The sequence below is a fragment of the Saltatorellus ferox genome (assembly GCA_007751475.1).
Lineage (GTDB): Bacteria > Planctomycetota > UBA1135 > UBA1135.
Genome location: CP036434.1, coordinates 4187025 through 4213115 on the forward strand (window position 1 = coordinate 4187025; position 26091 = coordinate 4213115).

Below are 26091 nucleotides of genomic sequence, written 5' to 3' on the forward strand. Positions count from 1 at the left end.
GGTTGTGGGCTCAGAGGAGCTGGGCGATACTCCTCGCCCATGGACCCCGTCCGCGACCAGCTGGCACGTCCGCTCCGGAGCCTGCGCCTTTCCGTCACGGATCGCTGCAACCTCCGCTGTGGCTACTGCATGCCCGAGGAGAGCTACACCTGGCTCCCCCGGAAGGATCTCCTCACCCTCGAGGAGCACGCGGAGCTGGTGCAGGCCCTCGTGCCGCTCGGCGTCCGCCGCGTGCGGTTGACCGGAGGCGAGCCGCTCCTGCGAAGGAACCTGAGCGAACTCGTGGCGGGCCTCGCGCGGATCTCGGACCTCGAGGACCTCTGCCTCACCACGAACGCCGTCTTCCTCGAGGAGGCCGCCCAGGCGCTCAAGGTCGCTGGCCTTGGCAGGATCACGATCAGCCTCGACACGCTGCGCCGCGAGCGCTTCCAGCACCTCACGCGCCGTGACGACTTCGACTCCACGATGGCAGGCATCGAGGCGGCCGCTGCGGCTGGATTCACGGGAACCAAGCTCAACGCGGTCATCCTACGGGGAGAAAACGACGACGAAATCGGCGACCTCCTCCGCTTCGGGCAAGAGCACGGGATCGAGGTGCGCTTCATCGAGTACATGGACGTCGGCGGCGCGACGCGCTGGACCATGGACAAGGTGGTTCCGATCGGCGAGATCCTGCGGCAGGCCGCGCAGGCGTTCGGGGATCCAGAGCCACTGGAACCGGACCGAACCACCGCGCCCGCCGATCGCTTCGTCCTTCCGAACGGTCAGGTCTTCGGCGTGATCGCATCCACCACTCGCCCGTTCTGCGCTGGCTGCGATCGCGCGCGTATCACGGCGGATGGCCGGTTCTTCTCCTGTCTCTACGCGCGGGAGGGAACGCCGCTCCTCCAGGTGCTTCGGGAAGAGGGCCCTGAAGCGGCTGCTGCCCGCGTTGCGGCGACCTGGTCCGCGCGGAACGACCGTGGTGCCGAGAAACGCCTCCTGGCCGAACAGCGCGGTGCGCTGGCAGGCGCAGAGGAGCTGCGGGGCCAGCCCCACCTTGAGATGCACACCCGCGGCGGCTGAGAGCTCGGGCAAGGATGGCTCAAGTTCGACGCGCATCCGCGTCAGCGGATGCGCCAGGGACTCGACGCGCATCCGCGTCAGCGGATGCGCCAGGGACTCGACGCGCATCCGCGTCAGCGGATGCGCCAGGGACATCGACCAGCGAGCAAGAAAAGAACGTTGCTCAGGCTGCGCCGCCGCGCGATCTACTGAATCCGGATGCCCGCGCGGTACTCGCCCGCCTCAGCCGTGGGGATCCCGAGATCGTCGTAGAACTCCCAGCGACCTTCACGGAGCCCATTCACCAGCCGGCCTCGCTCCTTGATCTCGCCGCCGGAGTAGTACTTGACCCAGAGGCCCGTCGCGACGTTCTCTGCGTACTCCCCTTCTTCGAGCAGCCTCCCGTCTTCGGAGAACGCACGCCAGTCGCCGTGGCGACTGCCGCCTTCATATTCGACCTCGCTCAAGAGTCCGCCGCTCGCGCTGAACGACTCCCAGGTCCCGTCGCGGAGACCCTCCTCGTAGTAGCCGCGCGACCGCAAGCTTCCGTCCGCTCGCCAGGCGGTCCAGAGTCCATGACGAACGCCTTTCTCGAAGCTGCCTTCCTCGCGCGAACCCGCGCGCCTATCGCCCTGCATCTGCGGAGGCTCTGCGGCTCCGAAGGTGCCGGCACGTTTCTGACCGGGCTCCAGAGGCTCGACCGGCGAAGTCGGCGAGACGAGGGGCGACTCCGAGGGGCCGTCTCCGCGGCCTGGAGCTGATGGGATCCCACTCGCTCGCGGTTCTCCATCCAGCCGAATGGACGCAAGCTGTGGATAGACCTCCTCCGGAGCGCCATCCTGACCTTCGAGGCCATGATCCAACGGACTCCGGCCCCCTCGATCCGACGCCAGGAGCGCCCTCCCCGAGGCATCCTCGTTCCCATCGACCTCACTCGACGAGGACTCACCCGGTGAAGACCCGTGCAATCCCAGGACGAGCACGCCTATCGCCACCACGAGCACCGCCGAGAATGGCAGCTCGCCGCGACCAGCGCCAGCAGAGAGCTGGCCTGCTCGGCGAGGTCGTGGGGAAAAGGGCGCGTACATGGAAGGGAGAAGGTTGCCTGGGAAACGGGTGCCGAAGGGGATAAGAGCGAGTCAAGCCGCGGTCAAGGCATCAACGGTGGGAGAATGACCCAAGGAAGGTGATGACACGCCATGGATTGGAGGTCTGGTCGGGCAGTCTCGCCTATCGTGTCGAACCCGATATGAGTCGTCCCTCACCCTGAATCCGGAGCCGGGCACGGCGCTCCGCGATCAGCGAAGACACCAGGCCCTCCAGTTCTTCGAAGGGAAGATCTCGACCGCGGATGACGCCTGATTCGTCGATGACGAAAAGAGATCCCGCGGCTGGACGGGACCAGGCTTCGAAGATTCCGACCGGACTTGAGAGGCCCGCGCCATGGGTAAGGGCATCACCGGCCTTGGCCAGCTCGTCGAAGAGAACGGTGCTGATCGGTCCGTCGAAGAGCTGTGACCCTGCGAACGCGCGCGACTCGATCAAGCTGAGGTATCCCGTTCGGTCCTGGGAATGCGTGGCGCCCAGCAGGGCGAAGGGGGCGTCCCAGAAGCGACGAACAAGTCGCGAGTCGTCCTCGTGCGCCAGCATCGAGGCCGGGGACCCTTCCTCCCAAAATCGAAGGACCGTGACGCGGCCCGTGAGCCGTGAGGGGCGCACCTCGTTGCCTGCTGCATCTCGCGCGAGGAATCGTGGGAAAGGTTGTCCGACTCCGAGTGCTGCCAGCCTCGCCGCGGTGCGCTCTCGAAGACGGCTCAGTGGATTCTGAGCGTCCAGCGCCACGTGCTCCGCGCCCGCGAAGATCTCTTGAATACGAGCCTGCGCGAGGCACCTCGGCGACGAGCCGTCGGCGACTGCGTCCATCATCGGTGGTGTTCCGTTCACGACGGCCTCGAGCATCCGAAGCTCCGCGCGGACGGCGTTCACCCGGAGGGGTTCCGCGGGTGCGGACCAGCCGAGTTCTCGCATCGCCATGGCAAGGCCAGAGCGCTCTCTGCCCGCCAGCCGAAGACTCGCTTCGGCCAGGGCGAAAGCCGGACGCGCCTCCTCCCAGACCGCGAGGTCGGGCTCGGCGGCAGCCGTCGTGAGTAGTGCATCGACTCGATCGCCGAGTTCCCCGACATCCGATGCTGATCCCCAGGCCCATCGTGTCAGCTCGCTCGCGGCCTGCGCGAGAGCCGGGACAGGGGCGTCGACAGCGCCTTCACCGTCCGGTTGCCACGCCAGCGCCGGTGTGGCCTTGGCCGGCGACAGGGTCAGGGTTGCGGTGGCGATTCCGAGACCGAAGAGTGCTAACCACCTCGGGGAACGCTCGTGTTCTAGTTTGGCCATGGCGGGCTGATTCGACTCCACTGCTTGGGACGAGAGTGAAAGGGACGAGCTTTCGTCAGGGAGGGTTCCCTGGCAGGCGGCGGTGCGGACGCCTCCAGAAACTATGGCACAGATCGGAGGCCTCCGCGACCCCCCTTGGCCCGGGAGTCAGCGCGGTGTCGCAAGACGAAAAAAGCAGCGCCACCGCTCCGGGGAGCGATGGCGCTGCTTCGTGAGCCGATCGCAGGATCGTGGCTCAGGTCAGATCTTCATCCCACCTGACGTCCTGCGTCAACCCTCTCTCGATTACTGCCAGTCGACGTAGACGCCGTTGGTGAAGTTCGAGGTCGGGCCCTGGGGGCTGGAGTCGCGGTGCCAGAGCTGCCAGTGGGTACGGATACCGGCGGCGGCAGCGTACGGACCGCCCTGGGCGGTACGGATCGCGGCAAGGTTGATGCCGTTGGCGGTGCCGAGCGAGATGAGACCCGCCGCGCCGGAGCTAGCAGCGTTCTGCTGGTAGCGACCGATGTTGCCCGAGACGCAGATGTTACCAGCGCTGCCAGCCGGGTTCATGATGAAGCCCGCGGTCTGGGAGGTGATGAAGAAGCCGAACGAGTTCGTCGGGATGGCTGCGTTGAGCGTGAAGTCGTTGTTCGCGACGACAGCGCTACCGGCGCAGGTCAGGGTCGAGAGACCGCCCGTCGAGTTCGGGTTCGAGTTGCAGTACGAGACGCAGGGGTCCGTCGGACCCTGGTTGCAGGAACCGGTGTCGGCCTGAAGCTCGAAGTACCACGAAGCGTAGGGGTTCGAGGGACCACCGCAACCGTTGTTGTTGCTGTAGCCGCCGAAGAAGTAGCAGCCGGAGCTGGCACCCGCCGGATCCTCGAGCCACCAGAAGTCGTCGGTCGTAAGACCGGACGCAACACCTGCGCCACAGAGCGACACCGGGCCGTAGTACGTGTTCGTACCGTCGGACGGAAGTCCACCGGTCGCGTAGTTCGGGTCCGTCGACTGCGGGTCAGACGCAAGGAGGAAACCGGCCGCACCGGAACCGTCGGTACCGTTGTAGCGGTAGCTCCAGCCGAAGCTGTCGAGGGCCTGGTCGTTGTCGAAGCCGTTGCCGCCGTCAGCACCGAGGCAGAACTCGTTGCCGCCGGAGAGGTCGAACGAAACCGTCCAGCAGCCGTTGGCCGGAAGAGCGCCCGTCGCGACGAGAGCGTCCGGAGCCGCGTTGAGCGTGCAGGGCTGATAGTTGGTGTAGAAACCAAGTTCCCAGCCGCCGGTACCCGCGGCGCCGAGGTCGCAGTAGCCGATCAGGATGCAGTTGACGTTGTACTCGTCACGGTTGCCTGCGTTGTTCGGGTTCGTCGACGACGGGACCTGGCCCTCGTCGAAGTTGATGCTGCCGGGGGCGAAGCCACCTGCACCACCAGCCGACGAGAAGTAGCCCGACTCGGCCGTGTTGCTGTAGATGGTGTCCGGGCCAAAGTTGGCCACGGCACCGCCGGTGCGCGTCCACGTGCCGGTCGACACGTGGTAGATGCCGGCGTGCTTGATCGCACCCGGAACTTTTTCCGCTTTGAGAGTTTGCGGGGAATTCTGAGCGGCGGCGCCAGCCATGAGGGCAATGGCGCTGACCGTGAAGAGCGAGGAACGAAGCATCAAGCAGTCTCCAGAAGGAATGAGTTGGTCGAAAAGAACCTGCACCTGGGTGTATGGCCCTCTCCGTCGCCCGTCGATGAAGCCGGTCCCAGCCACCTGGCTGAGCCCCGAGTCCGTCGATCGAGCATTGGAAGCTATCAGGGAAGAGACGGTCACTGCGGTGAGCAGGTTCCCTTTTCTTCACCCACCTTGACGCTACCTGCCCGATCGCCCTGAGGCGAGAAGTTCATCCGGCGAGAATCAAATTTCCTGTCTCAAGTGGAGACCACGGTCAATCCTGGGACGAATCGGTTGCCCGCGGGGGGCGCGGAAGGAAGGCGCTCGTCGACTGGATGTAGTCTCGATAGGCCGGACGGCGCTCGGTGATGCTCTTCTCCGTGAGCGTCACCCCGGAAACCTTGAGGAGCATGAAAGTGATCACGATCGGCCCTGGGGCCGCCCAGAGGGCGCCCTGGGCGATGGCGACCAGTCCGATCCCCCACCAGACCACCGTTTCGCCGAAGTAGTTCGGGTGCCTCGAGTAGCGCCAGAGCCCCTTGTCCATGACGCCGCGCGCCTGGACCTCTGCACCGGTGCCCGGGGTCGACCCGGAATGAGACCCAGATGGCTGCCCTTCCTCGGATTCTCCCGGCGTGGAGCGCGAACCCGCTGAAGCCCCGTACGCCGACTCCTTCCGTTTGAAAGCGGCGAGCTGACCGTCTGCGACGGACTCGAAGGCGAATCCGAACAGCGCGACCAGAACGCCCAGCCATCCGAGAACTCCGAGGGAGAGGGTGCCGGTGACCGCCGCCATGAGAGGCAGTGCCACGACCCACGCGAGCCCGGCCTGCAGGAAGAAGACAACGAAGAGGTCCTGCCACCACCAGGCTGCCCCACGTGCCTCGCGCATCTCGCGATAGCGGCGATCTTCTCCCGTCATCGAGTGCCGGCGAGCGAGGTGCAAGCCGAGCCGTAGAGCCCAGGCCCCGACGACCAGCGCGCACACCAGCCGCGCCCCGCGGAGATCGGCCCCTGCCGCGATGCCGTAGACGATTCCCGTCCCGAAGATCGCGGGCCCCCATACGGGATCCACGATGCTCGCGTCTTCATCCCTGAGATGGAGGGCCCAGACGACGAACATGAGGAGGACGGAAAAGCCGAGGGCGATGAGAGCAGACTCGAGATCGAACATGGGAAGAGCTTCGCCGGAGGAACCTATGCGGATGAAAGTCGGCCATGAGGCTATCCTCATGGGCCATGCGAGACAGTGAACCAGGCAACCTCCGGACAGGCGCTCTGCGCGTTGCATTCTTCTTGACCCCCCTTCTGGCCGGCGGCCGGCGATCGACCTCGCCCCACCGTTGCCCCGGAACAGCCAGGAGGCCGAAGCTCCTCGCGGGGTTGCTCCTCGGCCTTGGCACATTCGCATCCGCGACGGCGGTGGCACGACCGGTACCTCTCTCCTCGGTCCAGGAACCGGTCAAGATCGAGGCGCCGAAGCCCGTCACTCAAGACGAGATCGACACCGCCATCCACAGGGCCATTCGCTTCCTTCTCTCTCGCCAGGAACTCGACGGGTCCTGGCGCCCCGACGAGGCCAAATACGTCTCGGGACAGACGGGGCTCTGCGTCTACACGCTCCTGAAGGCGGGCGTCGAGAAGAACCACCCGTCGATCGAGCGTGGTATCGCTTACCTGCGCGCCCATCCTCCGGAATGGACCTACGGGATCGCCTGCTCCCTGCTTGCGCTCCACGAATTGAGTCCCGAGAGATTCGCCGACGAGATCGAGGCATGGACGGCGGTGCTCATGGAAGGCCACGGACTTGGTTTCGCGTACCCGGCCAACGAACGCGCGCCGAACTACGAGGAGGACCTCTCCCTCACCCAGTATGGAGCGCTCGGCCTGCGCGTCGCCGAGTCCTGTGGGCTCAAGGTCCACCACACCATCTGGGAGTCGCTGATCGACTACGCGATGTCCGTCCACAACGGCGACGGATCGTTCTCCTATCGCCTCGGAACGGATCACACCGGCTCCATGACGGCCGCTGGAATCGCGGTCCTTCAGATCTCGCGCGCAGCACTCGAAGCACAGAATCGCATGGGCGCCCGAGAGTCGCGGCAGATCCAGGAGGTCATGGACCAGGCCTACGAATGGCTGGGAGAGAACCTGCGTATGGACCGCAACCCTGACCCGAACGCCGAGAACGACAACGCCGGTCACATGACCCGCTGGTCGCTCTATTACCTGTACGGTCTGGAACGCGTCGGAGGCCTGACAGGCGTGCGAACCTTCGGGGGTCGCGATTGGTACGAAGAAGCGTCGCGCTACCTGATCAGGACCCAAGGAGGCGAGGGGCAGTGGGGTACGGCCCAAGGGGAACCTCACCCGGGCACTTGTTTCGGCGTCCTCGTGCTCAAGCGCGCCACCGCCCCCACCAGCGGACAGAAGCCGCGTGGCCGGCAAAGCTACGGTGACGATGTGGAGACGCGCCCCATGAGCCTCCGCCTCACGGGCGACACGCCCCTGACGGCATGGGTTTCTTCCTTCGGTACCAAGACGCTGAAAAAGTTCGAGTGGGACGGCGAGATCGGCAAGGGGCCGAGGGTGATACGCGTCGAGTACTTCAACGACGAGACGAAAGAGATCCTCGGGGTCATCCAGGGCGACCCGGAGAGCCCCTCCAAGTCCGAGCGCTTCGCGGCTCAGTTCAAGCTGCCCCATCCAGGCACGTTCCGGGTGAGAGCCCGCGCCTTCGTGCGACCGATCAGCGATACAGAAGGCGAGGAAGTCCTCGTCCTCTCGCAGCCCGTGCAGGTGGTGGTCGACGCGGCGATCACCGAGGGGATGCGAGACGCGCAGCGGGATCTGGGGCATAACAACCTCCAGCTCACGGAGTGCGAGGTTCGCGCGTCGTCGTTCGCAACCGATGGACAGAAGCCGTCCTACGCGGCGGATGGGAAGATGTGCTACGTATGGCTCTCGAAGCCGGACGACGCCGAACGGTGGATCGAGATCGAGCCCGACAGGCCGCAGCGTGGTGACCACGTGGTCCTGACTCCCGCGCTCCAGCAGCCGGACAAGCGCCATGCCTGGGGTCGCCCGGGCAAGGTCTTCGTGAAGGTCAACGGCAAGAGCCTGGGGGAGTTCGAGATGAACCCCGACCCCTACGCCAAGACCTACATCCCCCTGAAGAAGAAGACCGTCGTCCGCGAGATCCGTGTGGAGATCCTGGAGACGATCGACGGGAAGGACGGAGGCCATGGCAAGGCGTCCGGCTTCGCCGAGATCGAGCTCCAGCTACGACAGGACTTCGCGCCCGCGCGCAAGGGGAAGTAGAGCGCGCTACTTGGCGAGCTCGAACATCACCTGCAGTCGCAGGAAGTCCACGTCCTTCACCAGCACCGAAATGGTGTAGCCCTCGGTGAAGGACAGGATGCGCTTGCCGACGGAGATCTTCAGCGTGGCACCATCGATCTGCGGCCTGTCACCGATGGATCGAGCCGGGAGAAAGCCGCTCACGTTGAGCTCCGGCAGACCGACCTCCATGCCTCCGCGGGACACGCGGATCACCTTCGCGTCGAACTTCTGATCGATACGCGGCTCCATGAACTGGCAGACCTTCAGATCCTTGACGGCGATCTCCGCCATGCCAGCCGCTTCGCTCTGGATACTGCAATGAGCGGCCGTATCGTTGAGATCTTCGACCAGCGCGAGCGTGCCCAGTTCCTCTGCGGCTTCCACCTCGCGCGTCATCACGTCGTAGAGCCAACGGTGGACGATCAGATCGGGATAGCGGCGGATCGGTGAGGTGAAGTGCAGGTACGCCTTGCGCGCGAGGCCGAAGTGGGTCGCCACGTCTTCGTGGTCCTTGACCTCGTAGACCGCGCGCTCGACGAGCCCCATGATGCGCTGGACCAGCGCCTCCGCGTTTCGCTTCCGGCGCGCGAGCCGGATCATCCGGCCGATGTCGCGACCGGTGAGTCGGTCCTTGATCGGAACCCGGATCCCATGCTTGGCGAGCATCGCCGCGACGCGCTCGATCTCCTCCTGATCCTTCTCCGGGTGCACACGGTAGATCGTCGGCAAACCCTTGGCCCGGAACCAGTCGCCGACGGCCTGGTTGGCCGCGAGCGCCGTTTCCTCGATCAGCGTTTGCGAGAAGTACTTCGGCGCGTTGACGATCGCCTTGACCTCGTGCTTCTCGTCGAAGAGGAACTTCTTCTCGCTGCTGTTGATCCGGAGTGAGCCCTTGGCGTCGCGGATGCGCTGCTGGACCCGAGTCCAGGCCGAGAACTGCTCCAACGGCTCGCGCAGGAACTCGATCTCCCGAGTCTCTTCGGAGTCGACGCCGTCGAGGAGTTCCTGGACGATGCGATAGTCGTTGCGGTGAACGCTCTTGATCACGCTCTTGGCGACGCTGGAGGAGACGCGCTCGCCCGATTCGTCGAACTCCATGAAGACGGAGAACGCGAGCCTGTCCCGATGGGGAACGAGCGAGCAGAGCCCGTTGGAGAGCTTCTCCGGCAGCATCGGAATGACCTGGTCCGGCAGGTACACGCTCGTTCCGCGCGACAGGGCCTCGTCGTCCAGCGCCGTCCCCGGTCGTACGTAGTGGCTGACGTCGGCGATGTGCACGCTGATGTGATAGCCGCCGCCATCCCGCGGCCGGATCGCGATCGCGTCGTCGTAGTCCTTCGCGTCCGCACCGTCGATCGTGAAGATCGTCTCGCCTCGCAGGTCGCGACGGCCTTCGAAGTCCTTGGGCCGCGGATCCTCGGGCAGCCCTTCGACTTCCGAGCGGACGTCATCGGGGAACACGGTGCGTAGCCTGAAAGACTTGACGAGATCCATTTCCTCCGAATGAACGTCTGCGTAGCACTTCGGGCCGTGCTCCATGGGCCCGAAGGCGCCGGGGCGGCGGGAGATTCGAGCGGGGATCGCTGAATCCGGGTCCGGGAGCCCTTCGAGGTCCGCCTCGTCGAGCTCGTACTCCTCGCCGTCGTCGGTCTCGAGAGTCCATCCGCGCGCGGCGATCTTCGCCTGCTCGGCACCGCCCTGCGCCTCAGCACTGGATGAATCGCCACTCACGTCGCCAGAAGCTTCGGGATCGTCACCCTTGAGTGCCTTCTTCAGATCGCCGAAGCTTCCGAAGCCGGACGCCTTCTTTCCATCGCCTTGTCGGCCCTTGTTCGACTGTCCCATGGGAGGAGGTTACGCCAAAGCCGTTGCTTGGCCCCAATGGATATGCGCCACAGCCTCGACCGGGTCACCCGCAGGATGAACCGATGGGTCGAGCGCTCCGAGATATGGCCCCCCGCAAGCTGGAGGCTCGATCTCCAGATAGCGATGCGGGCAGTATGAGACAGCCCACATATCTCGCGAGCTTTCTTCTGGATGCTGCTCGCCTGTTTTGGCGTCCTTGAGCGACGCTCTTTTCACCCGGATTTGAACTCGTTTCTATGCGAGGGACTCCGGGCCCCAGGAAATGACGCAGGCGTAGGCCCCGCGACAGAACCGCACACCCCTGACTTTCGCTCGCCCATTCCATCCCCATCGATGATCCAGCGTCTGGATCACTGACCTGAGCCACGGTGCTCTGCCAGCTCTTCGGCACCCACACCACGGAACGTCTCGACGTCTTCGTCTCGACGACCCACCTGCCTGGCCGCTCTCCCCCCGAGTTCTGAACCTCGCAGACCCCCCTTCCGATCCGAACATGACGCTTCCAACGATCCTGACGCCCGCCTCTCGCCCCGGAACTTCGGCCGAACATCAGGACGGATCCGGCGAAGGGCCTCGACCGGCGCTGTCTGCTCTACCTGCTCTGGCTGCTCTGGCTGGACGGCAGCGGGCCCCCTGGCGGAGGATCATCGCGACAGCAGGTCTGGTGCTGATCGCCGCCCAGACGGCCACCGCCGAGGGGGTCACGGTGACGCTGCGGGGTAGCTACATCGAGACCATCCAATCGGGAGGAACCACGGTACCTCGCTCCGACCTCCGCTCAGGCGTCTCGTCGGGCCCCATCCTCGACCACCCCTGGGGCTCGACCATCCGCAGCGTGGACGGGCGGAATCTCGAGTCGTACTTCATTCGCAACAACACGACGGGCGCCTGGAACGTCGAGATTGGCCCTTGGTCACCGGGCAGCGGTCCGGCGGCCGACTTCTTCCTCTTCGAGGTCGGCGGCAACGACGCCGTGCAGGTCAGCGCCAGATTTGCGAACGGGACGGTCGGCACGCCCGTAGCCCTCAGCGGCTGGACCCCCACGGCCGTCACCGTCACGGGGGGCCCGAACGGCGGCTCGCTCGTCCACGGGCTGGCGTTTCGGTTCGAGGATCTGAAACGCCCGAACGGCTCCCCGGTGCAGCCCGGTGACGCGGTGACGGGACTCCGCTTCCTGTCCGGTGACGTGGATGCCGCCGCCTTCCTCGTGCGCGATCCGGGCTACCACGCGGGATCCGACGGCGACGGGTCCCACGTCATTGCCCCTGCCGCACCCTGCATGTCCGCTCCCATGGAGCTGACCTTCCGCGGTCCTTGGGCCTCGGAAACCGACGAGAGTCCCAACCCCTTCCTCGACTACCGGCTCAGCGTCACCTTCACGGGTCCCGGAGGGCAGACCTTCCGCGTCCCTGGCTTCTTCGATGCTGACGGAGCGTCCGGTGACGTGGGCAACCTGTGGAAGGTTCGCTTCGTGCCTCCCACGCTGGGACAGTGGACAGCCGTCGCGAGCATGCACGCCGGTGCTGACGTGGCCATCTCTTTGATCCCTGGAGCAGGAACGCCGCTGGCCCCGATCAACGGCAAGACGATCACGTTCGAGGTCGGCGGCGTCCGCGGGGACGAGCGCGGCTTCTATCGAGTCGGCAAGCTCATGTCGTCGGGCAAGCACTACCGGCGCTTCGAGAACGGCGGCTACTTCCTGAAGGCTGGCGCGAACGGTCCGGAGAACTTCCTCGCCATCCGCGCATGCGACGACGTCACCAAGTCCGGTGGCGAGGGGCTGCTTCACAGCTACCCAGCGCACAGGGCAGACTGGAACCCAGGCGACCCCGTGCTCGACCCGTTCGGCGGCGAAGAGGACGGCAAGGGCGTCATTGGAGCCCTGAACTACCTCGGTGAGCAGGGCGTCAACTCCCTCTTCATGATGGTGATGAACCTCGGGGGCGACGGAAAGGACGTCTACCCCTTCCTCGGGCCGCGCCGCCGAAGCTTCGAGAAGCTGCACTACGACACGAGCCGTCTCCGCCAGTGGAACACGATCTTCGAGCACGCGCAGCGCTGCGGGATTTCGCTGTCGCTCGTCATGAACGAGACCGAGCCCGAAAACGAGGCCTGGCTGGACAACGGAACCCTGGGAACGGAGCGCAGGCTCTACTACCGGGAGCTCATCGCACGCTTCGGTCATCACCCGGCTATCCGCTGGAACATCTGCGAGGAGAACGACTTCAGCGTCTCGATGCTGCAGCAGTTTGCGAGCTACATCAGCACGATCGATGCGAACGACAGCACGATCTCCATTCACAACAACCCGAACGACCTCGCGCTTTTCCAGGCGCTGGCTGCCAACCCGGACTTCGATGGAGCTTCCCTGCAGTTCGACCCGAACCTGGCAGCGGGCCAGGTCGAAGCCGTCAGGCAGTGGACCGCCCAGACCGGAAGGCCCTGGATCGTCGACGCGGATGAGCAAGGTCCCTGGCAAACAGGGCTGACCGATCAGAACGCCACGTTGACGCGCAAGCAGATCCTCTACGACGCGCTCTTCAGCGGTGGCGGCGTGGAGTTCTACTTCGGCTACCACGCGCTCCCCCTCGGAGGCGACCTGAGCGTCGAGGACTTCGGGACGCGCGAGGAGATGTGGAGATCGGTCAAGCACGCTCGCTCGTTCATGGAGCAGAACTTGCCGTTTTGGGACATGACGCCGAACGACGGACTCGTCCGCAACGAGAACGGGGCCTACGGCGGCGCGGAGGTCTTCGCGAAGCTCGGCGAGATCTACGCGATCTACTACCCGAACGCCTCGGCCACGGGTCAGGTCAATCTGGGAGGCAACACCGGGCTCTACTTCGTGGAGTGGTTCAACCCGCGTACTGGTGCCTTCGAAGGCTCACGCGTCCCGCTGGGAGTCGGCGGCGGCTGGAAGAACATCGGTCCGCCTCCCGCGAACGCATCGGATGACTGGGTCGCGCTCGTACGAACGCAGGCACCTCTCTGGTCGCGAACCACCCAGGGTTCGGTTTCAGGGCGCACCGTCCAGCAGCTAGAGCTGCGACTCGGGAGCTCCTTCGCAGGCCGCAATTACTTCCTGCTCTCCAGCCTTTCCACGAGCGGCGGCGGCTTCCTCCTCGGCGGGAACCGCATCGCGATCGACTTCGATCGCTGGACTCGCTACGGCCTGAGCGACGTGAACCACCGCGTGTTCGACAATCAGATCGGCACGCTGGACGCCGACGGCGCCGCTTCGGTGGACGTGAAGCTGGATCCCACCTACGTCTCCGGTCTTGTCGGATTGACGATGTACCACGTCGCCGTGGTCACCCAGCCCTACGACTTCTCGACGAACGTCATTCCGTTCCGAATCATGCCCTGAAGGCGACCCAGAAGAACCAGAGCCCAGCGCCGATCGCGGCGACATCGAGAGTCGCCCGCAGGGGTCGCGCGGAGTACGCTCCAGAGGCGAGCTCGGCGGGCGATTCTTCGTTCCGTCCTTCCTCCACGCGCCGCACCGTTTCCCTGGAGGCGCTGCGGTCCATGAGGACCCAGGACAGAGCCACGGCGAAAGCGAAGAGGACCACGGTCCATCCGAGGGCGAAGCCCATGAGCGGCTCCCCAGCGCCGGCTTCACGGCTCAGGTCCGGAGCGAGCCGCGTGGCCTCTCGCCCACCCAGCGCGATCCCGAAGACCGACGTCTCGAGAATGCGCGTCCGGCCGCGGTTGTGCAGGAGATCATCGAGCCCCACGTAGCTGAGCGCCAGCGGAACGGTGAGCTGGAGAAAGCGCACGTGCTGGGGCAGCAGATCGGCCCTCGGCGCCAGCACCATCCCAGCCGCCGCAAACGCCAGGAAGAGCCCCGCCGAGAGCAGCGCCGACCCGCGAGAACCGCGGCGAGCGGCGGCCACGAAGAGCAGAACGAGGAGCACCACGTCGAGCGCGCGAGTCGCACGGAGCGCGCCCGCTCGGGCGAAGCGAAGGATCGGATGCTCGTTCCGTGCGAGCATCTCGTCCGTGGCTTCGAAGACGTGGGCCTCGGACCCAGCGGCGAACTGCCAGGCAGACAGCTCCAGGCCGTTCCAGACCACCGCCGACGAGTCACGGTGCTGCGGGCTGGTGACCTGGAAGAGATCGAGGTAAACGCCGAGGTTGCGGAACTCCTGGTCCTCGGGAACGGAGAAGTCGAGGACGACGTCGATCCACTGGGAGACCTCGTTCATGGGGTCGAGCGCAGGTGGCGCCTCCACCACCAGTGACGACGTGACCTTCAGCGCCCGTCCAGGATCCGCAGCCGCCTCCAGGCTCTCCGCCCCCGGCACGACGCGGTAGTGCTCCGCGATGTAGCTCGCGATGGCGTCCACGTGGGCCTCCAGCTCCCCGGGCTCCATGTTGCCGTCGAGATCCGGATCGAAAGGCCCGATGACCTCGCCGAGCGACAGGACCTGACAGCGCAGCTGCACCTGGACCGCGTGACGACGGACGTGGATCTCCGAGAGCGAATAGGAGCCCACGTGGGGCAAAACCGCCGGAGCCGAACTCAGGATCGGGTCAGGAGCCGCAAGCGCCAGCGCCGCCAGCGTGACGCAGAGCATCATGATCGGGGCTGAGTCGCCTTCGAGCCACTCGCCTTGCGGGCACGGGAAGACGGACCGGTCACCTTCTTCGCCCCCGCGGACTTCGCGGGTTCGAGCGCAGCCTCCAGCGCTTCATCGATCGTCTCCAGCGGCTGGAACGTGAGCTTCGACGACGCAGACTCAGGCAGCTCGATGAGGTCGGCCATGTTCTTCGCGGGGAGCAGCACGGTCTTGATGCCCGCAGCCAGGGCTGCCAGCGTCTTCTCCTTGAGGCCACCGACCGGCAGGACCCGCCCCCTCAAACTGATCTCGCCGGTCATCGCTACCGTGCTACGGACACGGCGGCCCGTGAACAGCGAGACGAGCGCGACGGTGATCGCCACGCCGGCCGAGGGACCGTCCTTCGGCACGGCACCGGCGGGAATGTGCATGTGGACATCCGACTTCGCGAGCATCTCCGCGTCGATCCCGAGCGCGGCCGCTCGGGTCCGGATCAAGGTCATGGCCGCGTAGGCGCTCTCCTTCATCACATCGCCGAGCTGACCCGTCAAACGCAGCTCACCCTTGCCGGGGCTGGCGGCCGCCTCGATGAAGAGGATCTCGCCCCCCACCGGCGTCCAGGCCAGGCCCGTCGCCACGCCAGGCTGGGCGGTTCGATCGGCCACCTCGTGCTCGCGCCGCTCGGGGCCGAGGATCTCTCGCACCTCGTCCGGCCCGATCGACATCAGCTTCCTGCGCCTGGAGGCAAACTTCGTGGCGGCATGCCGGCACACGGCGGCGATCTTGCGCTCCAGCTCCCGGACGCCCGCCTCACGCGTGTAGCTGGAGATGATCTCCTTCAGGCCAGCGACCGAAATCCGAAGCTGGGACGCCTTGAGCCCCGCCGCCGCACGCTGCCGCGCGAACAGGTGCTCTTTCGCGATGCTGAGCTTCTCCTCCTCGGTGTACCCGGCCAGGCGAATGACGTCCATACGGTCGTGCAGCGGATGCGGAATCCTCTCCTCCACGTTGGCCGTCGCGATGAACAGCACCTCCGACAGGTCGAAAGGAACGCCGAGGTAGTTGTCCTGGAACGTGCCGTTCTGAGCGGGATCGAGCACCTCCAGCAGCGCGGACGCGGGGTCCCCGTGCATGCCCTGGCCGAGCTTGTCGATCTCGTCGAGCAGGAACACCGGGTTCCGGGTCTTGGCCTTGCGGAGCCCCTCGATGATCTTCCCCGGCATGGCGCCCACGTAGGTGCGCCGATGGCCCCGGATCTCCGACTCGTCGTGGGTGCCGCCCAGACTGATCCGAACGAACTCACGGCCGGTCGCGCGCGCCACGCTCTGCCCCAGCGACGTCTTGCCGACGCCGGGAGGGCCGACGAGGCAGAGCGTCGGGCCCTGGCCCTCGGGGTTGAGCTTCTTCACGGCCAGGAACTCGATGATCCGGCGCTTCACCTTCTCGAGTCCATGGTGGTCCGCGTCGAGTACCTCCTGGGCGCGGTCGAGGTCGACGAGGTCGCGGCTGCGCTCGTTCCAGGGGAGCTCCGTGAAGACCTCCAGCCACGTGCGCAGCATCGAGTGCTCCGCCGCCTGCTCCGGCGTTCTCTCCAGGCGGCGCAGCTCGCGTCGGACCTCGCGTTCGGCGTCCTCGGTCAGGTCGAGTTCATCGACTCGCTCGCGCAGCTCCTGGATCTCGGAAACCACATCATCGCCTTCACCGAGCTCTCGCTGGATCTGGCGCAGCTGCTCCCGCAGGTAGTACTCCCGCTGGGCGCTGTCGAGCGTCTCCTTCGTGTCCTGGCGGATCTTCATGCTGAGCTCCAGGACGGCGTGCGCCTCGCCGAGGGCCTCCAGCAGTCGATCGAGACGCTTTTTGAGATCGAAGGTCTCCAGAAGTTCCTGCTTCTCCGACGCGGGCATGTCCAGGAAGGTCGCGACGAGATCCGCCAGCATCGCCGGGGACTCGATGCCCTGCACCGCCTGCTCGAGGTCCTCGGGTGTACCCTGGGCCATGGCGAGCACCTCCTGGGCGCGCGCCTTCAGCGCCACGAAGCGAGCCTCGAGGGCCCTCGACGGACGTTCGACCTCCTCGATGCGGCGGACGCGCGCGATCAGCACCGGGTCGGTCGCCACGAACTCGACGACCTCGAAGCGCGACTGGCCCTGGCAGATCGCCTGGTGACGTCCGTCGGGCGCCGTCCAGTAGCGCATGATGTCGCCGACCGTCCCTACCTGGTAGAGGTCGTCGGGGCCCGGCGTCTCCTCGCGCTCGTCGCGCTGGAGCAGGAGACCGATCTCGCGCTCCTCGGCCACCGCAGCTCGAACGGCGATCACGGATCGCTCACGCCCGAGCATGAGCGGGAGGACCACCCCGGGGAAGAGGATCATGTTCCGGACAGGAACGATGACGAGCTCTTCCGTATCGTCGCTCATCTGGCCGGCGCGATTCCGCGACGTCGACTTCTTCGCCCCTCTGCGCTTCGACGCTCCCTTATTCCCGGAGGGCTTCTTCCCGGCGGGCTTCTTCGCGGCAGGCTTCTTGGCGGCGGGCTTTTTGCGAATGGCCGGCTTCTTGCGGGCGCTGGCCTTCTTCGACGTCTTCTTCTCTGCCATAAAAATGAAGCGACCCGGTTCGATCAGGCGCTGGAAAGAGCCTAATCGAACCGGGCGATCCGAACACGGTCAGCGGGAGCTTTCCGGCCTGTCTATTCGCTGGCGATCGAGGCCACGAAGACGCTGTTCTCGCCCTCGAAGCTCCAGCGCCCGAGCGAGCCCGCCACGCCTTCGAATCGGCATTCACGCGGGTTGCCGACCACCGACTCGTCGACTTCGGCGAGCGGCTCGTACCAGCGCGACTCCGGCATCGTGCAGCACGACCTATCGGGAAGAGCTTCGCCTTTGACGCTGAGCGAATCTTCCACCCCCATCACGAACTGATCGTTCTCGTAGTCGACCGTGACCTCGGCCAGGTGCACGTCGAGGATCGAACCCAGGTCCGCGATCTGCGTGACGAACGCGAGCGCAGCGTTGCGCACCAGCTCGCTGGGAGCATCGACCCAGATCTGCGAAGAGACCTCGGCCTTCTCCCCGGTGGCGAACACCTCGCCGCCCTGGAGATTGCAGCTTCCCTCGAGGACCGCCACCACCTGCGTCCCGGCGAGGTCGACGCCATCGTGGCTGCCGCCCGTGAACGACCAGCCGAGCGCCGCGCGCCGGCCGCCCGAAACCGCTTCCGAGCTGATGTGGCAAGCTCCACCCCAGACCGTCGCGTCCCGGGCCTCCAGGTACACGCCTTCCGGCGCTTTCGACGAGCCCGCGACCAAAGCAGGAACCAGCCGGTGCGCCGCCCGTACCTCGGGCGTCTCACAGGAGCCGCCGTCGCAGGAGGGCCGCATGGCCCCCAAACCCAGGTAGCCCGCGCCGAGGGCGCCAGCACCGGTCAGAGCAAGGAGTGTCCACTTCATGATGATGTCAGGTGATCGCGTTACAGGAGGTCCGCCAGAGGGGACTCGAAGCAGTCGCGGCCCTTCCGGCACTCCGACGGCTCGCATTGATAGCCGTCGGGTCCGAGAACCTTATAGGTCACCCCGCACCAGCAATGCTGGCTCGCATCGAGAACGTCCGTATCGACCATCGGCGGATTCTCGGCGATCATGAGCTTCTTCGAGGAAAGATGCTGGCAATAGGGGCTGACAAGGGGTTTTGAGCCCGTCGGGTGGCCAGGGGTCATGGGTGCTGCTCCGTGTGGGTTGCTTAATGACGAGGGAAAGTCCGGAGGGGTCAAGCGAGCTGCTCCAGCGCGCGATAGAGCACACCCTTCATCAGGTGAACCTTGTAGCCGTTGTGCTCCAGCGGAACGGCCTCCGCCATCGCCGCCTCACCCGCCTCGTTCCAGGCGTTGGGGCCCATCTCCTTCCCGATCAGTGCCTGGGCGGCCTCCGGCGAGGGCCACGGGGTCGGAGCGACCCCGCCCAGCACAACGCTGGCCTCCTGGATCGTGTTTCCATCGAGCATGAGCGAGACGGCGACCGCTCCCAGAGCAAAGTCGTAGGAGGCACGCTCCTTGAACTTCATATAGGTCGATCGCAGGCCCGCCCTCGGGGCCGGAACCGTGATCTTCGTGATGATTTCGTCCGACTCCAGGACGCTCTCGCGATCGAGGGCCATGTCGGGCAAGAGGTAGTAGTTCGACAGCGCGATCTCGCGGACGCCGCGGGGCCCCTGGGCCGTCACGACGGCCCCGTAGAGCATCAGCGCCGTCGCCATGTCCGACGGATGACTGAAGTACGAGGGTCCCCCACCGAGGATCGCCGCGTACTTGTTGAAGCCGAACTCCGCGAGGCAGACGTTGCCGCCCTTCTTGAAGCAGCTCACGGCAGAGTGCCGATAGTACGGACAGCGCGGCTTCTGGTTCAGGTTGCCGCCGATCGTGGCGTGGCTGCGAATCTGCGGGCTCGCGATCGACTTCGCCGCGTCCGCGAGCGCAGGGAAACGCTCCGCGATCCTCCCGTCGTCCGCGATTTCCTGGATCGTGACGAGTGCTCCCATCTGGAGGCTCCCGTCGGCCGCGGTCTCGATGCCTCCGAGGTCGAGGCCCCCGATCTCCACGAGCGCCGACGGCGCCGCGATATCGTCCTTCATCACGGTGAGGATGTCCTGACCGCCCGCGATCACCTGGGGGGCGGTGCGCGACCGCTCCTGCGGAAGCTCGGCGATGGCCTCGTCGAGCGTCTTCGGCGTTTTCAAATCAAAGGGCTGCATCAGATCTTCCCGTAGAGGGCCTCGAGTACGTGGGCCGGGGTGAACGGCATCTTCGTGAGGCGGACGCCGCACGCGTTGTAGATCGCGTTCGCGATCGCGCAGTGACCCGGGATGATGGTGGCTTCCGCCATCCCGCAGACAGACTCGCGCTCGTCCTCGTCGTCGATCAACGAGATCATTTCCGGCATCTCCTGGCAGCCCGCGATCTTGTAGTGATCGAGGTTCTCCGAGAGGAGATAGCCGTCCTGCTCGTCGAACACGCGCTCCTCCAGAAGCCCGTAGGAGAGCGCCTGGATCATGCCGCCGTTGATCTGGCTGCGGAGCGCCATGCGGTTGAGCGGCAGTCCCTGGTCCTGGATGGCGACCATCTTCAGCACCTTGATGCGGCCGGTGAAGACGTCGATCTCGATCTTCGCCGCCTGGGCGCCGTGGATATTTCCGCGGTAGAGCGACTGCTTGAACTGGCCGCGCACGGTGAGCGGCTCACGCAGCAGCGCGCAGACGGCCTTCCAGCTGAGTGACTGGTCGTCGCCGCCGCCCTTGACGCGCACGCGTCCGTCCTTCCACTCGTAGCCGCCCACGGGCGCCCCGAGTACCGGTTCCAGCTTGGCCTCCAGCGCTTCTCGCATCTGGTGGGCACCGTCCTTGATGGCGGGCGCCGAGCTGCCCGTCGTCACACTGCCGCCCGAAGCCACGCTCGGCGGAAGCTGGCTATCGCCGATCCGCGCCGTGACGTCGGAGACCTGGAGCCCGAGTTCCTCGGCGACGATCGCCGCGACGTACGTCCGCGCGCCGGTGCCGAGGTCCTGGGTCGCGGTCGCCGAAACGACGCGACCATCCGGGTTCACGGTGACATCGCACTGGGAAGCGCGGCCACCCGGCCCCCACCCTGCCACACCGAAGCCGATGCCGACCGCGATGCCGTTTTCCGGCAAGCCGTGCTGCGTCTTGTTCGGGTGATCGGCCCAGCCGATCTCCTTCGCGACCGCGTCGAGCTGGCGGTGATGGATCGGCGACTGGAGGTTCCGCTTCCGGATCTCGATCGGGTCCATTCCCAGCGCGTAGGCGACCTCGTCGATGACCGATTCCATGCCGAACGCCGCCTGGGGATGCCCCGGAGCCCGCATGGCGCGGTTGCTGTCGGTCGCCGTCTTCACCGAGACGATCTTGCTGGAGACGTTGTCGACGTCGTAGCGATACGGCGCGCCGGGAAGCGAGCCGTTGCCCTGGCCGCCGAGCTTCTCCGCGTCGAGGTCCACGGCGATGAACTTGCCGCTCTCGTCGGCCGCGAGACGGAGACGCTGGCGCGAGCCCGAGCGGTTGCCCGCCATCGTGAACTCATCCGGTCGGGAAAGCATCAGGTGCACGGGACGGCCCGTTTCCCGCGCGATCCTCGCCGCGAGCGCTCCCTCGAGCCCGGGGCCGAACTTGGAGCCGAACCCGCCGCCCATGTGCGGCGTGAGCACCCGGATCCCGTCCGAGTCCCGCTCCAGCGGCCCGCGGAACTGGCCCGGCATACCGCTGACGTTCTGCGTCGAGGCGTAGATATGGACGAACCCGTCGCGCTCGATCGGATCGACGACGTGCCCGTGGGTCTCCAGGCAAACGTGATGCTGCACCGGGATATCGATGTTCACCTCGCCCACGGCCGCGGCGCCCTCGAAGATCTTCTCGATCTCGTTCCGGTCGCCGGACTCCGACGCGCCGGTGACGTTGCTCTCGGCCCCCCGCGAGTAGTTGACCAGCGGCGCATCGGCCTTCTTCGCGGCCTCGGGCGAGACCACCGGCTCCAGGTTCGTCGCATCGACGATGATGGCCCGGACGCCGTCGAGGGCCGCCTCGGGCGTTTCGGCGGCGACGACCGCGATCACGGAGTCATCGCCGGAGTAGCGCACCTCGGTCCCCGGCTCCTTCTCGATGTGGATGTGCACGACGCCCGGGAGCCTGCGCGCGGCCTCCACGTCCACCGCGTTGATACGGGCACGCGGCACCGGATGGCGCAGGATGCGCGCGTGCAGCATGTTCGGCAGGCGAATATCGTGCGTGTAGATCGCGCGACCGGTCACCTTGTCCGGTCCGTCGATACGCCGGATATCGCGGTTCAGCACGTCAAGGTCTGCGCGCTTGCCCCAGCTGGGCTCGGTCGTCTTCGGCTCGTCTTGAACGCTCATCGCCCGCCCTCCTTCTGGCTATCACCTGACGTCTGGCTCTCACCGGATCGGGCGCGGGACGCCTGCACTGCCTGGGCGGCGTCGAAGATGTGCGGGTAGGTACCGCAGCGACAGAAGTTCCCCGAGAGTTCGTACTTCAGCTCGTCGAGGGTCGCGTCTGGCTTGCGATCGAGTGCCGCGTGGGTCGCCACGATGAAGCCAGGCGTGCAGAAGCCGCACATCAGTCCGTCCTTCTCGCAGAACGCGTCCTGGACATCGGACATCGCCTCGGGCGAGCCGAAGCCCTCGACCGTCGTGACGGCCTTGCCCTGGCACTGGACCGCGAGGGTCAGGCAGCTGTAGGCGGGCTTGCCGTCCACCACCACCGTGCAGGCGCCGCAGGAGCCCATATCACAGACCAGCTTGGTTCCGGTCAGAGCTGGCTCCATGCGATCGCGAAGGGCCGAGAGGAGCGTCGTTCGAGGCTCGACGGTGACCTGGCGGACCTGACCATTCACGGTCAGCTCGATCTCGGTCGCTCCGGAGACGGTGGTGGCGCCCTTCGACTCCGCGGTCTCCTGGGCGGCGCCAGCGCGGGCCGCGAGGACGCCGCTGGCGGCAGCGGCCCCCCCGGCTCCCTTCAGAAAGGATCGGCGAGAGAGCGCAGAAGCGGTCTGGACCGGGCGTGTTTCGCCCTCGGACTGGGGTTCTGTCATTGGAGATAGGTCGCCTGGCAGGACCCGAGAAATGTCGGGCCGCGGGCTGGGCTCCATCCTAAGAGTCGCGTTCGGCAATCGCCAGATCGGCGGCCCCATGTAATAGAGACTCACAGAGTCATAACCCGCCCTTGACCCCGATCACGTCTTTGCGGACCGTTCGTCCATGCAACTTTCCCTGAGGTCATGGACGTCCGCGCTGCCCGCGCTCGGATGCGTCATTCTGCTCGTCGTCGCTTCCCAGCTTCTTTCCGCCTGCGGCCCGCCACAGTCGCGGCCGCCGGCTCTCCGGATCACCGCGCTCCCCGACTCGAAGACCACCGAACTCGACCCCAAGTACCGGCTGGTGGCGAGCCACCTCTCCGAGGTCCTCGGCGTCGAGGTGGAATACGTGGCGGTCACCGACTACGCCGCCTCCGTCGAGGCGTTCAAGAACGGCGACGTCCAGCTCGCCTGGTTCGGCGGCGTCTCGGGCGTCCAGGCGCGGGCGGCCGTTCCCGGCGCCCGGGCCATCGCCTTCGGCACCATCGACCCCCAGTTCCGTTCCTACTTCGTCGCCCACCAGGGCGCGGGCCTCGCGCCACGAGCCGAGTTTCCGATGGAACTTGCGGGCAAACGCTTCACCTTCGGGGACGCCGCGTCGACCTCGGGGCGCGTGATGCCGGAGCACTTCCTGCGCGAGATCACCGGCAAGACCCCTGAGGAGTTCTTCGGCGAGGTCAACCTGAATGGCGGCAAGCACGCCATCGTCGCCAAGAACGTCGAGCAGGGCGTGTATGACGCGGGGGTGCTCAATTTCCAGACCTACGAGAACATGGTGGACGCGGGTGAACTCGACCCGGAGCTCTGCCTCAAGATATGGGAGACGCCGCCCTACGCCGACTACAACTGGACCGCCCACCCGGACGTCGACTTCAAGTTCGGCAAGGGCTTCACGGATCGGCTGCAAGAAGCGCTCACGTCGATCACGGACCCGGTGCTGCTCGACGCGCTTCAGCGCCCGGACGGGCTGATCGCCGCGCAGAACAGCGACTTCGACCGGATCGAGGCGATCTGCCGTGAGCTCGGAATCATCGGTCGGTGACGATCTGCTCCAGGAAATCCCCGGCCGGCGGGATCGGGTTCGAACTCGAGGAGGTGACCGTCGCGTTCCCGGGGAAGGCGGCGCTCGAGGACGTCAGCCTGACCCTGGAGCCCGGCTCCACGGTCGCGCTCATCGGCCCGAGCGGAGCGGGCAAGACCACGCTGCTGAGACTGCTCGCCGGTGCGCTGGAGCCGACTGGCGGCGCGCTTCGTGACATGGGCGGGGTGACACGGGCCCAGCGCGCCGCCGCCACCGGGTTCATCCACCAGGACCACGCTCTCGTCCCCGTCCTGCGCGTGCTGCAGAACGTCCTCGCGGGCCGCCTCGGACGCTATGGGGCCCTTCGAGGACTCCGCTCCGTCTACTTCCCCTCCCGAGCCGACGTCGAAGCCGTGCACGCAGCACTGCTGCGCGTCGGCATCGGCGAGCTTCTGTACCGCCGGACCGACCGCCTCTCCGGCGGAGAGCAGCAGCGCGTGGCCATCGCCCGCGCTCTGTTCCAGGAGCCGTGCTTGCTCCTCTGCGACGAACCCGTGGCATCGCTCGATCCTGCGCGCAGCCGCGACGTCATCCAGCTTCTGATCGATCTCGCAGAGGAGCGCGGCGCGACGCTCGTCACCAGCGTGCATGACGAGCGCCTCGCAGGCCGCTACTTCGATCGCGTGATCGGCCTCCGGGAGGGCCGGATCGTCCTCGACTCATCGCGTTCCGAAAGCGGCCAGCACGAGGCGCTGACGCCGGCAGCACTCGAGGATCTCTACGGCATCGTGCGGGGCGACTCGTAGCCGCGATGGCCATTCGCTCGACCTCCACCATCGACGCCGGTGGACCGATTCGGCGCTTCCCCCTCGGTGCGCGCGCGCTCACGCTCGCGCTCATCGCAGCGGCGGGCGTGGTGTCCGCGCGCTACCTCGGGCTCGACCTCGCAGGACTCTGGCCGCGCGACGCCGGCTGGAATCTTGGCGGCGATCTCCTCGGCGCAGCCGTTCACCCCGCCTTCGGCTACGAGAACGAAGTGCCGCCCGGGACGCCGGCCTTTCCCTGGAGAATCCTCGGGGCGCTGTGGCGCACGGTGCTGTTCGCAGCGGGCGCGATGTCGCTCGCGCTGCCCCTCGGCCTTCTCCTGAGCGTGCTCGCGTCGGATCGATTCTGGCAGCTTCGAAGACGCTCGGGCGGGAGTCCCGCTGCGCGCATCGTCCAGGTCGCGGTGCGGATCTTGATCGCGCTGATGCGCTCGCTGCACGAGCTGCTCTGGGCCGTTCTTTTCCTGGCGGCGCTCGGGCTGAACTCCGCCGCCGCCGTGGTGTCCATCGCGATCCCGTTCGCGGGCACGCTGGCCAAGGTCGGTTCGGAGATGATCGACGAGACGTCGAAGAGCCCGGCGGCTGCGCTCCAGGATTCCGGCGCGGGTCGCTGGGCGGCGCTGCTCGTCGGCGTGCTGCCTGCGGCGCTCCCGGAGCTTCTGAGCTACGCCTTCTATCGCTTCGAGTGCGCGATCCGCTCGGCCGCGGTCCTCGGGTTCTTCGGCTACCCGACGATCGGCCTGTACGTCGCTCAGTCGTTCGAAAACTACCAGCTACGCGAGGTCTGGGCGTACCTGTACGCGCTGATCGCGCTGGTCGTTCTCGTCGAAGCCTGGAGCCGCGGTGTGCGCAGGAGGCTCTCTTGAGCGCCAAAGACGTCGAGCGGCTCCGGCGAGCGCGCGAGCGTAGCCCGTTCCTGCGCTGGACGGCGGCCGTGCTGGCGGGCACCGCGCTTCTGGCCTGGGTCGGCGGAACGGTGGACGCGACCGACCTCTTTCAGTCGCGTCGAGCCGACAACCTCGTGCGCTTTCTCAGCGTCGATGCGATGCCGCCGGCCGTGCGCGACGCCGCTGGCGCCGAGAAGCTCGGCGCGCTGTGGGCCTGGGCGCGGGATCTCGTCGCAAGCCGTTACCTCTCCGCCGCCGCCGCGACCCTGGCCGTGGCGATCGTGGCCGCGATCCTCGCGTCCTTCGCGGGCGCGTGCCTCGCGCCGCTCACAGCACGCTCGGGTCCAGGCGCATCGTCACGCCCTCGCCGCGCGGTCTCCTTCCTCGCAAGACTCGGCTGCGTGCTCTGCCGCGCCGTCCCCGAATACATGCTGGCGTTTCTGCTCGGCGCGCTCCTACCGAGCGCGGCCTGGGCGTGCATCCTCGCGCTCGCGATTCACAACGGTGGCATCCTTGGCCGTCTCTACGGCGAGACCCTCGAGAACGCCGACCAGCGCGCTGCGCGCGCCTGGCACCTCGCCGGCGCGGGCCGTCTGGTCGCGACCGTCGGCGCGCTCTTCCCTGCCGTCCTCCCGCGCTTCCTGACGTACTTCTTCTACCGCCTGGAGACCTGCGTCAGAGAGTCCACGGTCCTGGGCATGCTCGGGTTCGTTTCTCTCGGGCACTGGATCGTCCAGGCCCGGGCAGCGGGGCACTACGACGAGATGCTGCTGGCCTTCGGCATGGGCGCGATCATCGTGCTGAGCGCCGACCTGGCGTCGTGGATCGCCCGCCGGGCCGTCCGCGACGCGTCCTGAGGCCGC

At 66.6% G+C, this 26091-nt stretch carries 19 protein-coding genes; 7 read left to right on the forward strand and 12 right to left on the reverse strand.

What is annotated here, in order from left to right:
- Positions 1-39 precede the first annotated feature (39 nt).
- Positions 40-1065 carry a GTP 3',8-cyclase MoaA gene (gene moaA, locus Poly30_RS14895; RefSeq protein WP_145198625.1) on the forward strand — a complete coding sequence of 342 codons (1026 nt, stop codon included), beginning with the start codon at positions 40-42 and terminating at the stop codon, positions 1063-1065.
- Positions 1066-1250: 185 nt separating this feature from the next.
- Here moaA and Poly30_RS28505 read toward each other — a convergent pair whose 3' ends face one another.
- The 4 genes from Poly30_RS28505 to Poly30_RS14915 all read right to left on the reverse strand — a co-directional run bounded on the left by Poly30_RS28505 (position 1251) and on the right by Poly30_RS14915 (position 6247).
- Positions 1251-1682 (reverse strand): toxin-antitoxin system YwqK family antitoxin, encoded by a 432-nt coding sequence (locus Poly30_RS28505; protein ID WP_419190206.1) that lies wholly within the window; start codon positions 1680-1682, stop codon positions 1251-1253.
- Between the two features lie 592 nt (positions 1683-2274).
- A complete protein-coding gene (locus Poly30_RS14905) occupies positions 2275-3435 on the reverse strand; it encodes a peroxiredoxin family protein (protein ID WP_145198629.1) in 1161 nt (386 codons plus the stop codon).
- 285 nt (positions 3436-3720) lie between these two features.
- Positions 3721-5076: a hypothetical protein gene (locus Poly30_RS14910; protein ID WP_145198631.1), complete on the reverse strand. Its 1356-nt coding sequence runs from the start codon at positions 5074-5076 to the stop codon at positions 3721-3723.
- Positions 5077-5347: 271 nt separating this feature from the next.
- Complete coding sequence (locus tag Poly30_RS14915; protein WP_419190207.1) at positions 5348-6247, reverse strand: DUF1295 domain-containing protein; 900 nt, start codon at positions 6245-6247, stop codon at positions 5348-5350.
- A gap of 248 nt (positions 6248-6495) precedes the next feature.
- On the opposite strand from Poly30_RS14915, the gene Poly30_RS14920 reads away from it, so the two are divergent.
- A complete protein-coding gene (locus Poly30_RS14920) occupies positions 6496-8394 on the forward strand; it encodes a hypothetical protein (RefSeq protein WP_145198635.1) in 1899 nt (632 codons plus the stop codon).
- Positions 8395-8400: 6 nt separating this feature from the next.
- Here the strand turns inward: Poly30_RS14920 and Poly30_RS14925 are convergent, their stop codons facing one another.
- Entirely contained in the window at positions 8401-10260 is a 1860-nt protein-coding gene (locus Poly30_RS14925; protein WP_145198637.1) for a ribonuclease R family protein, read from the reverse strand.
- Positions 10261-10774: 514 nt separating this feature from the next.
- Between Poly30_RS14925 and Poly30_RS14930 the strand changes: the two genes are divergently transcribed.
- A complete protein-coding gene (locus Poly30_RS14930; RefSeq protein ID WP_145198639.1) occupies positions 10775-13648 on the forward strand; it encodes a DUF5060 domain-containing protein in 2874 nt (957 codons plus the stop codon).
- Here Poly30_RS14930 and Poly30_RS14935 read toward each other — a convergent pair.
- From Poly30_RS14935 to Poly30_RS14965, 7 genes are all read right to left on the reverse strand, one after another.
- Entirely contained in the window at positions 13638-14864 is a 1227-nt protein-coding gene (locus Poly30_RS14935; RefSeq protein WP_145198641.1) for a hypothetical protein, read from the reverse strand. The genes Poly30_RS14930 and Poly30_RS14935 overlap by 11 nt on opposite strands.
- Complete coding sequence (lon, locus tag Poly30_RS14940) at positions 14861-17440, reverse strand: endopeptidase La (protein ID WP_419190208.1); 2580 nt, start codon at positions 17438-17440, stop codon at positions 14861-14863. Before lon ends, Poly30_RS14935 begins: the two co-directional genes overlap by 4 nt.
- A 92-nt stretch (positions 17441-17532) precedes the next feature.
- Entirely contained in the window at positions 17533-18291 is a 759-nt protein-coding gene (locus tag Poly30_RS14945; protein ID WP_145198643.1) for a hypothetical protein, read from the reverse strand.
- 20 nt (positions 18292-18311) lie between these two features.
- Positions 18312-18557, reverse strand: a complete 246-nt coding sequence (locus tag Poly30_RS14950) for a hypothetical protein (RefSeq protein ID WP_145198645.1) — start codon at positions 18555-18557, stop codon at positions 18312-18314.
- Positions 18558-18607: 50 nt separating this feature from the next.
- The gene (locus Poly30_RS14955) at positions 18608-19588 is read right to left on the reverse strand and encodes an FAD binding domain-containing protein (RefSeq protein ID WP_145198647.1); all 981 of its coding nucleotides are present in this window, start codon (positions 19586-19588) and stop codon (positions 18608-18610) included.
- Entirely contained in the window at positions 19588-21759 is a 2172-nt protein-coding gene (locus Poly30_RS14960) for a xanthine dehydrogenase family protein molybdopterin-binding subunit (RefSeq protein WP_145198650.1), read from the reverse strand. The genes Poly30_RS14955 and Poly30_RS14960 overlap by 1 nt, the downstream gene beginning before the upstream one ends.
- On the reverse strand, positions 21756-22454 hold the full coding sequence (locus Poly30_RS14965; protein ID WP_145198652.1) for a (2Fe-2S)-binding protein: 699 nt from the start codon (positions 22452-22454) through the stop codon (positions 21756-21758). Before Poly30_RS14965 ends, Poly30_RS14960 begins: the two co-directional genes overlap by 4 nt.
- A 166-nt stretch (positions 22455-22620) precedes the next feature.
- Between Poly30_RS14965 and Poly30_RS14970 the strand changes: the two genes are divergently transcribed.
- The 4 genes from Poly30_RS14970 to Poly30_RS14985 are packed head-to-tail and all read left to right on the forward strand — an operon-like array spanning position 22621 to position 26085.
- On the forward strand, positions 22621-23538 hold the full coding sequence (locus Poly30_RS14970) for a putative selenate ABC transporter substrate-binding protein (protein WP_145198654.1): 918 nt from the start codon (positions 22621-22623) through the stop codon (positions 23536-23538).
- Positions 23535-24323 carry a phosphonate ABC transporter ATP-binding protein gene (locus tag Poly30_RS14975; protein WP_419190209.1) on the forward strand — a complete coding sequence of 263 codons (789 nt, stop codon included), beginning with the start codon at positions 23535-23537 and terminating at the stop codon, positions 24321-24323. Before Poly30_RS14970 ends, Poly30_RS14975 begins: the two co-directional genes overlap by 4 nt.
- Before the next feature lie 5 nt (positions 24324-24328).
- A complete protein-coding gene (locus Poly30_RS14980; RefSeq protein ID WP_145198656.1) occupies positions 24329-25207 on the forward strand; it encodes a PhnE/PtxC family ABC transporter permease in 879 nt (292 codons plus the stop codon).
- Positions 25204-26085, forward strand: coding sequence for a PhnE/PtxC family ABC transporter permease (locus Poly30_RS14985; RefSeq protein ID WP_145198658.1), 882 nt, complete (start codon positions 25204-25206; stop codon positions 26083-26085). The genes Poly30_RS14980 and Poly30_RS14985 overlap by 4 nt, the downstream gene beginning before the upstream one ends.
- Positions 26086-26091: the final 6 nt, after the last annotated feature.